This window comes from Acinetobacter pengchengensis (genome assembly GCF_982235305.1).
In genome coordinates, this window is the sequence record NZ_CEVATJ010000001.1 from 639,671 (window position 1) to 650,995 (window position 11,325).

An 11,325-nucleotide genomic window follows, 5' to 3' on the forward strand; every position below is an offset into this window, starting at 1 on the left:
ACTCCCTATATTCGCTCAATAATGGTGGCAATTCCCATTCCACCGCCTACACATAACGTAGCCATGCCGCGTTTTTTATCTTGTCGCTCTAGTTCGTCCAGTAAAGTACCTAAAATCATGGCACCTGTCGCGCCAAGTGGATGACCTAAGGCAATCGCACCACCATTCACATTAACTTTGGCAGGGTCAACCTGAAGCTCGCTAATAAACCGCAGAACCACGGCTGCAAAAGCTTCATTGACTTCAAACAGATCAATATCTTCAATCCTTAATCCTGCTTTGGCTAAGGCTTTACGCGCTGCAGGTGCGGGCCCTGTGAGCATAATCGTAGGGTCTGTGCCAACCAGTGCGGTAGCAAGCACTTTGGCACGTGGTTTTAGATTGTGTTGTTGTACGGCTTGTTCAGATGCAATCAAGACCAACGCCGCACCATCAACAATACCCGATGAATTGCCTGCATGATGCACATGATTGACTTGTCCTGCTTCAGGATATTTTTGCAAGGCGATGGCATCGAATCCCATTTGTCCCATCATTGCGAAACTTGGTTTAAGCTGTGCCAAACTTTCAGCCGTGGTTTGTGGTTTGATAAATTCATCTTGTGCCAAAATCACGACACCTGCCTGATCTTTGACAGGTACAATCGAGCGCTCGAAATATCCCTGTGCTTGTGCTGCTGCTGCTTTTTGTTGAGATGCAGCTGCAAATTGATCGACCTCGGTGCGGCTATAACTCTCGAGTGTGGCAATTAAGTCGGCACCAATACCTTGTGGAATAAAGTCACAGGCCATGTTGGTTTCAGGGTCAAATGCCCAAGCACCACCATCGGAACCCATTGCCACGCGTGACATAGATTCCACACCACCTGCAACGATTAAATCTTCCCAACCCGAACGAACTTTTTGCGCTGCGAGGTTCACGGCTTCTAAACCTGAGGCACAAAAGCGGTTGATTTGTACCCCAGCAACATCATTGTCCCAACCTGCGGCAATCGCTGCGGTTTTGGCAATATCTGCACCCTGATCGCCAATTGGTGTGACACAACCCAAAACAATATCGTCTACTTGTGAGGTGTCTAGGTTGTGTCGTTGTTGCAATTCATTCAATAAGGTTGTGAGTAGGCGAATGGGTTTAACTTCGTGTAATGCGCCATCTTTTTTTCCTTTGCCGCGCGGAGTGCGAATAGCATCAATGATGTAGGCCTCGCTCATAATCAATCCTTTGTCGATAGTTTTCTTAGTGATTGCTTTTGAGTGTAAACAGAAAATAGTGAAGTGCAATGACAAGAACGGTACAGGTCAGTGAGGTTTTTTGCTAATCGTGATGACCTAGCAATTCCAAGAAAGATAAAATTTAGCGATAAAAAAAGCCCTTGTAGTGTACAAGGGCGATTAACTGGAATTACGAGTTATTGTGAATTTTTAGCTGTGAATTAATGATAACCATGCAACTGACGGTATAAACCAGGGGTGACACCAGTCCACTTTTTGAATGCACGGTGGAAGGTACTGGTTTCACTAAAGCCAACTTGTTGCGCTACATCTTCAAGGGTTAGCTCAGGATTGAGTAGCAAATGAATCGCGGCATCACGACGCAAGGCATCTTTCACCCCTTGGTAGCTTTTTCCTTCTGCTGCCAAACGACGACGCAAGGTTTGTGGCGATAAGTACAGCATAGAGGCAACATCGTTCAGGGTTGGCATCTCTTCGCCAATCTGGCTCTTTAAGACATCACGAATACGTGAAGTTAAAGAATTGGTGTTTTTAAATTTCACCAACAATTGTGCAGGCGCTGTTTTTAAGAATTCGTCTAAGGTTTCTTGGGTTTGACGAATTGGTAAATCCAGATAGTCGGCAGCAAAGGTAATTTCGGTGCGTGGCATTTCGAACTGCATCACAGGTGCAAAGAATAGCGCATCGTATTCATCTGCATGTGCAGGACGAGTATAGCCAAAATGCACACGCTCTAAAGGCAGGCGACGTTCAATTAGCCAAGAGGCCAAGCCGTGCCAAATCATCAACATACTTTCAGTAATAAAGTGATCAGGATCCATGGCTTGTGGAATAGATGGCACCAAACGCGCTTCGTGTTTATCACGTTCTAAGGTAACTGACCAATCATCACCAAACAGCTTATAGAATTGCGAAGAAAGTTCTAAGGCATCGCCCAATGTTTTTGCGTGTATCACCAATTGGCACATGATTGCGAATGTACCCAAACGACGTGGCTGAGAATCAAAACCGACGTGTTCGTCTTGGGTTACCATCCACAACATTTTAATAAAGCGGGTATATTGTTCAGGTGAAATACGTGCTTTCGGTTGGCGCAACAGTTCCGCCTCAATACCGACATGAGATAATAAGGTTTCGACATCCATGCCGAGTCGCTTAACACCCGTGAGCGCTGCATTTACAAAATGGATACTAATGGTATCTCTGCTCATGTTAAATCCTTCAGTCTCTTTTGTATTCACGTAAGCTTGACCTAAATGACGCTAAAAAATTGAAATTGGCAATTTACAATACCAATTTTACTTGTTTTACATAATAAATTGCCGAAATGATCAAGGTAAATGGCTGAACATGACATTGTGTTACAGTTTTGCTGTTTATAAGATGAACGGAAAATCAGTAAAAATAGAGTAATCACCATAATGACACATGCACTGAGCGGTTTAAAAGTTTTAGATTTTTCCACCTTATTGCCCGGCCCTTTTGCCAGTTTGTATTTGGCGGATATGGGCGCAGAGGTGATTCATATTGAATCGGCAACCCGACCTGACTTAATTCGTTTATTTCCGCCCTATGCCAATGGACAGGCGACTTCGCATAGTTATTTGAATCGGAATAAACAGTCAATTACTTTGGATTTAAAATCCCTCGAAAGTATTCAACTCATTCACGAGAAAATTGCCGAATTCGATATTATACTCGAACAGTTTAGACCAGGCGTGATGCAGCGTTTTGGACTGGATTATGCCAACTTGGCAAAAATTAATCCAAGACTGATCTATTGTTCCATCACTGGCTATGGGCAAACAGGTGATTATCAACAACGGGCAGGACATGACATCAACTATTTAGCTTTGTCTGGCATTGCTGGACATAGTGGGCGGCAAGCGGGTGGGCCACCACCGCTTGGGATTCAGGTGGCCGATGTTGCAGGTGGTTCATTGCATGCCTTAGTGGCCATTTTAAGTGCAGTGATTGAACGTCAGCGCAGTGGTTTAGGGCAATATATTGATATTTCGATGACCGATTGCGCTGCGACTTTAAACAATATGGCAGCTTCTGCCGTCTTGGCGGCACAGGTGCCTCAATATGCCGAGCAATCTTACTTAAATGGCGGCACCTATTATGACTATTATGAAACAGCAGATGGTCGTTATCTTTCAGTCGGTAGTTTAGAACCGCAGTTTATGCAGGGTTTGGCACAGATTTTAAATTTGCCAATACTTTTGGAAAAAGGTGCATCTTTAGATCCGCAAGTTTGCTTGCAAGTTAAACACGCTATTCAAGATAAAATCAAAACACAAAGTTTTGCCACATGGCAGCAGGTATTTGCGCAACATGATGTCTGCGTTGAACCTGTATTCACTTTAGATGAAGCTTTACATTCACCTTTGGCACAGCAACGCGGTTGGACAGTAGAAGTTCCTATTCAGCAGAATGCTACAAAAACTGAAACTCAGTTGGCGTGTCCAATTAAATTTTCACGTTCTCAAATGCGTTACGATTATATCGGGCAGGCTTTGGGTGCAGGGCAGTGGTCATCTCAGACTAAAAATCAGGATAAAGCTGGAGGCTAGTCTAAGATACAAGTCATAAATAAAAGTTCGAATAGATGCTTTAGCAGAAAAAGTGCTAAAGGATGCATTATTTTGTGATAGCTTTATAAAAAAGCTGAAAATTTTGGCAAAGGCTTACAGGTTGTGATGTTGCAATGTCTTATCAATAAAATCGCTAATAAATATGTAAAAAACACATTTTGTTGATAGGTTGAATCTCGCTATGCTGTAAGCCGTGATAATAGAAATGACTAGCTGTACGCCATGTATTTATATACTGATTTCGATCAGCAACTGATTAATGAACGTGTTGCACAGTTCCGCGACCAAACGGAACGTTATTTAGCAGGCAAATTGACTGAGGATGAATATCGTCCATTGCGTCTGCAAAATGGTTTGTATGTACAACGCTATGCGCCAATGTTGCGTATTGCGGTGCCTTACGGTCTGATGAACTCTAAGCAATTGCGCAAAGTGGCGCAGCTTGCCAAAGACTATGACCGTGGCTATGCGCACGTATCAACACGTCAAAATATTCAGTTTAACTGGCCTGCACTGGAAAATGTGCCTGACATGCTGGCAGAGCTTGCAACCGTACAAATGCACGCAATTCAGACTTCGGGTAACTGTATTCGTAATACCACCACAGACCAGTATGCAGGTGTCGTGGCGGGCGAAATTGCTGACCCACGTCCAACCTGTGAATTAATTCGTCAGTGGTCGACTTTCCACCCTGAATTTGCCTTCTTGCCACGTAAATTCAAAATTGCGGTGTCTGCACTGGAAGAAATTGACCGTGCTGCGACTGCATTTCATGACATTGGCGTCTATATTGTTAAAAATGAAGCAGGCGAAATTGGCTATAAAATTAAAGTTGGTGGCGGCTTAGGTCGTACTCCAATTATCGGTAGCTTTATTCGTGAGTTCTTGCCACGTGAAGATTTGATTGCTTACTTAGAAGCTATTTTACGTGTTTATAACTTGCATGGTCGTCGCGACAATAAATATAAAGCACGTATCAAAATTTTGGTAAAAGCCTTAACTCCAGCAGTATTTGCAGAAAAAGTTGAAGCTGAATTTGCACATACGGTGAAAACCTTAAAAATTGATGCAGAAACTTTGCAAAAAATGGATGAAAACTTCACGCCATTTGCTTATCAAAACTATGCTGATGAAGATTTTAGTGAGCTGTTTGCACAGTATCCAAAATTCAAACAATGGTTCAACATCAACACCAATGCGCACAAAGTTCAAGGCTACCGTATTGTCACTATTTCATTGAAACGTGCAGGTGTTGCACCGGGTGACATGACGACCGAAGAAATGAATCTAATTGCAGATTTAGCAGATCAATATACCTTTGGTGAATTGCGTACCACGCATGAACAAAATATTGCCTTGGTAGATGTGCCACAAAAAGACTTATTTGCATTGTGGCAAGTGCTAGATGCTAACAACTTGGCGCGTGCACATATTGGCTTTATTACCGATATTATTTGCTGTCCGGGGGGTGATTTCTGTTCACTTGCCAACGCTAAATCTATTCCAATTTCAGAAGCTATTTCACGCCGTTTTGATGATTTGGATACCATCTACAACCTTGGTAAATTGGATTTGAATATTTCGGGCTGTATGAATGCATGTGGTCACCACCACGTTGGTAATATCGGGATTTTAGGTGTCGATAAAAAAGGCGCAGAATTTTACCAAATCACTTTAGGTGGGCATGCAGACCATGATGCTTCAATTGGTGATATTTTAGGACCATCTTTTGCTGCCGAAGTGATTCCAGATGTCGTGGAAGAAATTTTAAATACCTACTTAGATTTGCGTAGTGAAGGTGAAGACTTCATCGATACTTATCGCCGTGTCGGCATTCAACCATTTAAGGAGCGCGCTTATGCTTAATACTGCACTCCCTGTGCTCGCGAAAGATGGCACGATTTCAGACAATACTTATCAAGTGATTGCTGAAGATGCAGCATTACCGCAAGGTGATGTGGTGCTTAGCGTTGAACAGCTTGATCTGTTGGCACAAATTTCAGGTAAAAAAGCTTTGTATCTAACGGTAGATACTTCGCCTGAAAACCATGAATTTCCATTGGCAGAACTAGATGCGATTTTCATTGAATTCGCAGGTTTTAACGATGGCCGTGGTTATTCATTTGCGGCATTGTTACGCCGTCAAGGCTTTCAGGGCGAACTTCGTGCAGTCGGTGATGTATTTAAAGATGTCTTGAACTATATGATGCGTGCAGGTTTCGATACTTTCGTGATCAAAGAAGGTAAAGACGTACAAGAAGCTGCGGCAGGTTTGGCGGATTTTACCCATCCTTATCAAGCGTCTACCGCTGTGCCAAAACCAAATTATCAAACTGGTGCATAAGATATTGATGCTGGGTTTTATCTAAATATAGATAGATTTCATTGAAATATCGCGGTTCACAGATTTACAAACAGCCTGCCATGCGCAGGCTTTTTGTTTGCCTTAAAATGATCAAACGGTTTGTTTTATCGCACCTTTTAATGATTTAATTTGCGACAAAGTGCTGTAGTATAAGCGCACTGACGAAGCATCGTAGTCTTATGTAGGCATTATTTTTACAGTATCAAAAATCAATCAAGACGATAATTTGATGTGATTATCCTCTAATTTATTTTTCAATTTTTTCATAATGAAGTGATTTGTCTTTATGCAAAATTCTATCCGTATTGGTATTGCTGGTTATGGCAATTTAGGTCGTGGCGTTGAAACGGCGATTCAGAAAAACCCAGATTTACAATTGGTGGGTATTTTTACCCGTCGTGCGCCTGAAAGTATTTCACCCTGTTTTGCTGAAACAGCAGTTTTTCACATGGATTCACTGTCAGATTTTTAAGACAAAATTGACGTACTGATTTTATGTGGTGGTTCAAAAGACGATTTGCCACAACAAGGCCCTGTATTGGCGAGCCAATTTAATATTGTCGATAGTTTCGATACGCATGCACGTATTCGTGAATATTATGCATCTGTAGATGCACCAGCGACTGCGAACAAGAAAACTGCACTCATCTCAATTGGTTGGGATCCAGGCATGTTCTCTATCAATCGTTTATTTGGTGAAGCGTTATTACCCGATGGCGAAACTTATACATTTTGGGGTAAAGGTTTAAGTCAGGGACACTCAGATGCCATTCGTCGTGTAGAGGGTGTAAAAGCAGGTGTGCAATATACCATTCCATCTAACGATGCCATCGAACAAGTGCGTAGTGGTGCGCGTCCTGTGCTAAGCACCAAAGATAAACATGCTCGTGAATGTTATGTCGTACTTGCAGAAGGTGCCGATGCTGCTGCGGTAGAGCAAGCGATTGTGACCATGCCAGATTATTTTGCTGACTACAACACAACCGTAAATTTCATTGATGAAGCGACTTTGGCCAAAGATCACCAACGTATGCCACATGGCGGTTTTGTCATTCGTAGTGGCAATACCAGCGATGCCCATAATCAAGTCATGGAATTCTCTTTAAAATTGGAGAGTAACCCTGAGTTTACCGCGAGTATTTTGGTGGCTTATGCACGTGCTTGTTATCGTTTAAACCAAATGCAGCAATATGGTGCAAAAACTGCTTACGATGTTGCGCCAGGATTATTGTCAATGAAATCGCCTGAACAGTTGCGCGCTGAATTGCTCTAAACTTTTTCAAGCTATAAGCAAAAAGACGAATCAATAATTCGTCTTTTTGCTTTTTGAATAAAGAAGGGTTGGGAATGACTGTATCCCATCTGCCCTAATTCTGCTTTACGAAATAGGGGTTGCAATGCATTAAAGCAATTCAATCGCGACTGCAGTTGCTTCACCACCGCCAATACAGAGAGCGGCCACGCCACGTTTGCCACCTGTACGTTTAAGCGCATGAATTAAAGTCAGGATAATACGTGAACCTGTAGAACCCACAGGATGTCCAAGCGCACATGCACCACCATTGATATTCACTTTTTCAGGATCAAGCTTGAATTCATCTATTGGGCACATGGTGACCATAGCAAAAGCTTCATTGATTTCCCATAAATCTACATCTGCAACTTGCCAACCCGCTTTATCCAATACTTTTTGAATTGCAGCAACAGGGGCAATAGTGAATTCTGATGGATGTTGTGAATTGGTGGCATAAGCCACAATTTTCGCCAATGGCTGTAAACCTTTGTTTGCTGCATTTTCTGCAGACGTCAGGACTAAAGCCGAAGCGCCATCTGAAATTGAGCTGGCATTGGCCGCGGTAATCGTACCATCTTTGGCAAAAGCAGGACGAAGAGTTGGAATTTTTTCAATATTGGCATTAAATGGTTGTTCATCTTTATCGACAACCACGTCCCCTTTACGTGTTGAAATATTTACAGGCACAATTTCATCGGCAAAATAGCCTTCATTTACGGCAGTTTGCGCGCGTTTGAGAGAGCGAATCGCAAAATCATCCATTTGTTGACGCGTGTAACCTTTACTATTGGCCATATCCTGCGCGAATGAACCCATTAAACGTCCTGTTTCTGCATCTTCTAAGCCATCTAAGAACATGTGATCTTTCACTTCACCGTGTCCCATGCGGTAACCCGCACGTGCTTTGGGCAGAATATATGGTGCATTGCTCATCGACTCCATCCCACCTGCAACAATGATGGAAGCAGAACCTGCTTTAATTGCATCAGCAGCTTGCATGACGGCTTTCATGCCCGAACCACACAGTTTGTTGATGGTCACTGCGCCTGTTGAATCTGGCAAACCAGCTTGACGCATGGCTTGACGTGCAGGACCTTGTTTTAAGCCCGCAGGTAAAACACAGCCCATAATGACTTCTTCGATATCTGTGGGTTGCAGACCTGCACGTTGAATAGCGGCTTGAATACTTGCTGCACCCAGTTCAGGTGCGCTTAGTGTGGCTAAACTGCCCTGAAAACCACCCATAGCAGTACGAGCGCCATTCACAATCACGATATCCGTCATTTTATTCTCCCAATTTATATGTGCTTTTGTCTAGATTGAATTCCAAGCAGGAATAGATCACTTCTGCAGTATAGGCAAAAAAAGATAAGAATAAAGTGACAATGTAAAGATCGTTTAGACTGCTGAGTTAACATATATTGATGTCTTCAGCTCGGGTTTGCCCCATTTTACTGAGTACTAAGCGCTTGCTTGTAAGGTGAGTGGAACAGTAAAAGAAGCTACCATTTGAGCCGATCGGCAAACCTTGTTGTGCATTAAAAGTCACACTAGGAATGTTTAAAGTTCCACGCCAATCCAAGGTTCCGTATTTAAGTGCAGTTTTTTCTGTATAAAGAATGTATTCACTGTCGTCAATTTGGCGGTTTCGATTACGATCCATAAAAATCAAAAAACCAGTATTCCAGTTTTGCTTGCTACATTGAACAAAGTTTTGTGTAGGACAAATCACCACATTGCTGTGATGGGTGAAGGCATGAGAGCGTGCTATTTTCAGGCTGGACTGTAATGAATACTGAATTCGTTTGAGTTCTTGTTCTGCCATCAGCTGATGAAAATGGGGCAGGGCAATCATGACTAAAATCGCACTAATCGCTAACGTGACGATCAATTCAAACAGCGTGAAGCCGTTTTTTCTTACATTCGACATAAGTCTTTACCTGTTATTGTTATGTTTTTTTATGATTAATCTGAGTAATTTGTTGTTTTATAGTGCTTTATCTGCTGTGTATAATAATTACTAAACAACTTCTCTAGAAAGTGTTAAAATAAACAGCAAGAAAGATAGGCTATTCGCCACAAATAATTGAGTAGAAAGTTACCGAATTACAACGGAAATTGTAAGTAATTTTGTCAATAATTTACTTGATTAAAATTATCAAGCACTTGGAAAAGTAATAAAGTGTTTGTATGATTCAAAGTGACTAGCTTAAAAATAATACTGGGGTATAAGAAAGCCTATCTCAGGGTAGTCGAAAATTTAAGCTTGAGCTTGAACAACAATTGTTATCTCTGGAGGATAAATCCATGAAAATGAGTCGTATTGCATTAGCAATGCTCGTAGCTGCTCCTTTAGCTGCTGCAAACGCGGGCGTAACTGTTACCCCATTAATGCTTGGTTACAACTTTGTTGATACTAAACACAACAATAACAAGCTAACTGAAAGTGATGTCGAGCTTCAAGACGATTTGTTCGTAGGTGCTGCTCTTGGTGTTGAACTAACTCCTTGGTTAGGTTTTGAAGCTGAATATTCTCAAGTAAAAGGTGATATCGAAGCAACTGGTCTTGCAGACTCTTTGGGGAACATAGCAGGTGCAGCTGGTGAAAATCTTGGTGAATATAAGAAACAGCAGCTTGCCGGTAACTTCTATGTAACTTCTGATTTGATCACTAAAAACTACGACAGCAAAATCAAGCCATACGTACTTTTAGGAGCTGGTCACTTTAAATACTCTGCAGAGGGTGGTGATGAAGATATCGAAGGTACAATCGGTAATGCTGGTGTGGGTGCATTCTGGCGCTTAAACGATGCCTTATCTCTTCGTACAGAAGCACGTTCAACATATAACTTCGATGAGAAATTTTGGGACTACACAGCTTTAGCTGGTCTTAACGTCGTTCTTGGCGGTCACTTGAAGCCAGCTGCTCCTGTAGTAGAAGTTGCTCCAGTTGAAACCGTTGCTCCAGTTCAACCAGCTCCACAAGAGTTGACTGAAGACCTGAACATGGAACTTCGTGTGTTCTTTGATACGAACAAATCAAACATCAAAGATCAGTACAAGCCAGAAATCGCTAAAGTTGCAGAGAAGTTAGTTGAATATCCAAACGCTACTGCTCGCATCGAAGGTCACACTGACAACACTGGTCCACGTGCATTGAACGAACGTTTATCTTTAGCGCGTGCGAACTCTGTTAAATCTTCACTTGTAAATGAATACAATGTAGATCCAGCTCGTTTGTCTACTCAAGGTTTCGCTTGGGATCAACCGATTGCTGACAACAACACTAAAGAAGGTCGTGCTATGAACCGTCGTGTATTCGCGACGATCACTGGCAGCCGTACAGTGACTGTTGAACAACAAGCTCAATAATTTGAGTTAAGTTGAAAAAAACGACTCTTCGGAGTCGTTTTTTTATGCTTCTTTATATGGAATGTATGGATTAGATATTACCTAAAATTATTTGCACTTAATACGATTAAAAATATTGTAAAACTATGATTTTTTGAATAAAGAGCAAATATGATGGAGTTTGATTGTGCTTAATATTTCGGCTTGTTAAATCGTAAACTAAGTCGAATTTTTATATCAAGTTTATCGTCAATTCATTTAAAAACTCCAAAGCGGTGCCCCAGATCAAATTTTGAAACAAGATATATGTACTGAATGTCTATCAGTCGATCAAGTCGTTGTTTAGCGATTATAAAATCAACATTGAGCAGTTTGTGGCGTGATCTCTCACCGTAATATTGATAACAAAATATGTTGTAAATCGAATTTGGTTTAAATTTACCCTAAAAAACAGCCAAATGTTGGCTGTTTTTTTGAACCTTAGCT

8 protein-coding genes and 1 pseudogene are annotated in these 11,325 nt (G+C 41.8%); 5 read left to right on the forward strand and 4 right to left on the reverse strand.

Annotated elements, in window-relative coordinates; all coding sequences use genetic code 11:
* Positions 1-5 precede the first annotated feature (5 nt).
* Positions 6-1,211 (reverse strand): acetyl-CoA C-acetyltransferase, encoded by a 1,206-nt coding sequence (locus AC0T5Z_RS03135; RefSeq protein ID WP_435337157.1) that lies wholly within the window; start codon positions 1,209-1,211, stop codon positions 6-8.
* A 221-nt stretch (positions 1,212-1,432) separates the two neighbouring features.
* Complete coding sequence (locus AC0T5Z_RS03140) at positions 1,433-2,443, reverse strand: AraC family transcriptional regulator (protein WP_435337156.1); 1,011 nt, start codon at positions 2,441-2,443, stop codon at positions 1,433-1,435.
* Between the two features lie 210 nt (positions 2,444-2,653).
* Here AC0T5Z_RS03140 and AC0T5Z_RS03145 point away from each other — a divergent pair, with 210 nt between their 5' ends.
* The 4 genes and pseudogenes from AC0T5Z_RS03145 to AC0T5Z_RS03160 all read left to right on the forward strand — a co-directional run bounded on the left by AC0T5Z_RS03145 (position 2,654) and on the right by AC0T5Z_RS03160 (position 7,467).
* Positions 2,654-3,808, forward strand: a complete 1,155-nt coding sequence (locus AC0T5Z_RS03145) for a CaiB/BaiF CoA transferase family protein (protein WP_435337155.1) — start codon at positions 2,654-2,656, stop codon at positions 3,806-3,808.
* A 243-nt stretch (positions 3,809-4,051) separates the two neighbouring features.
* Positions 4,052-5,695 (forward strand): nitrite/sulfite reductase, encoded by a 1,644-nt coding sequence (locus AC0T5Z_RS03150; RefSeq protein ID WP_004972445.1) that lies wholly within the window; start codon positions 4,052-4,054, stop codon positions 5,693-5,695.
* The gene (locus AC0T5Z_RS03155; protein WP_435337154.1) at positions 5,688-6,173 is read left to right on the forward strand and encodes a DUF934 domain-containing protein; all 486 of its coding nucleotides are present in this window, start codon (positions 5,688-5,690) and stop codon (positions 6,171-6,173) included. The genes AC0T5Z_RS03150 and AC0T5Z_RS03155 overlap by 8 nt, the downstream gene beginning before the upstream one ends.
* A gap of 307 nt (positions 6,174-6,480) precedes the next feature.
* Positions 6,481-7,467 (forward strand): annotated as a pseudogene (locus tag AC0T5Z_RS03160) (diaminopimelate dehydrogenase).
* A gap of 129 nt (positions 7,468-7,596) precedes the next feature.
* On the opposite strand, the gene AC0T5Z_RS03165 reads toward AC0T5Z_RS03160, so the two are convergent.
* Together AC0T5Z_RS03165 and AC0T5Z_RS03170 are read right to left on the reverse strand one after the other, a co-directional pair.
* A complete protein-coding gene (locus AC0T5Z_RS03165) occupies positions 7,597-8,772 on the reverse strand; it encodes a thiolase family protein (protein ID WP_435337153.1) in 1,176 nt (391 codons plus the stop codon).
* A 127-nt stretch (positions 8,773-8,899) separates the two neighbouring features.
* Positions 8,900-9,418 carry a GspH/FimT family pseudopilin gene (locus AC0T5Z_RS03170; protein ID WP_151836340.1) on the reverse strand — a complete coding sequence of 173 codons (519 nt, stop codon included), beginning with the start codon at positions 9,416-9,418 and terminating at the stop codon, positions 8,900-8,902.
* A 377-nt stretch (positions 9,419-9,795) separates the two neighbouring features.
* Here AC0T5Z_RS03170 and omp38 point away from each other — a divergent pair, with 377 nt between their 5' ends.
* Positions 9,796-10,860, forward strand: coding sequence for an outer membrane protein Omp38 (gene omp38 / locus AC0T5Z_RS03175; RefSeq protein WP_435337152.1), 1,065 nt, complete (start codon positions 9,796-9,798; stop codon positions 10,858-10,860).
* The last annotated feature ends 465 nt before the right edge of the window (positions 10,861-11,325 follow it).

What these genes read in the sequence shown, in the direction of transcription:
- AC0T5Z_RS03170 (WP_151836340.1), bottom strand. Translation starts at nt 9,418, where the DNA reads ATGTCGAATGTAAGAAAAAACGGCTTCACGCTGTTTGAATTGATCGTC.
- AC0T5Z_RS03145 (WP_435337155.1), top strand. Translation starts at nt 2,654, where the DNA reads ATGACACATGCACTGAGCGGTTTAAAAGTTTTAGATTTTTCCACCTTA.
- AC0T5Z_RS03165 (WP_435337153.1), bottom strand. Translation starts at nt 8,772, where the DNA reads ATGACGGATATCGTGATTGTGAATGGCGCTCGTACTGCTATGGGTGGT.
- AC0T5Z_RS03150 (WP_004972445.1), top strand. Translation starts at nt 4,052, where the DNA reads ATGTATTTATATACTGATTTCGATCAGCAACTGATTAATGAACGTGTT.
- AC0T5Z_RS03140 (WP_435337156.1), bottom strand. Translation starts at nt 2,443, where the DNA reads ATGAGCAGAGATACCATTAGTATCCATTTTGTAAATGCAGCGCTCACG.
- omp38 (WP_435337152.1), top strand. Translation starts at nt 9,796, where the DNA reads ATGAAAATGAGTCGTATTGCATTAGCAATGCTCGTAGCTGCTCCTTTA.
- AC0T5Z_RS03135 (WP_435337157.1), bottom strand. Translation starts at nt 1,211, where the DNA reads ATGAGCGAGGCCTACATCATTGATGCTATTCGCACTCCGCGCGGCAAA.
- AC0T5Z_RS03155 (WP_435337154.1), top strand. Translation starts at nt 5,688, where the DNA reads ATGCTTAATACTGCACTCCCTGTGCTCGCGAAAGATGGCACGATTTCA.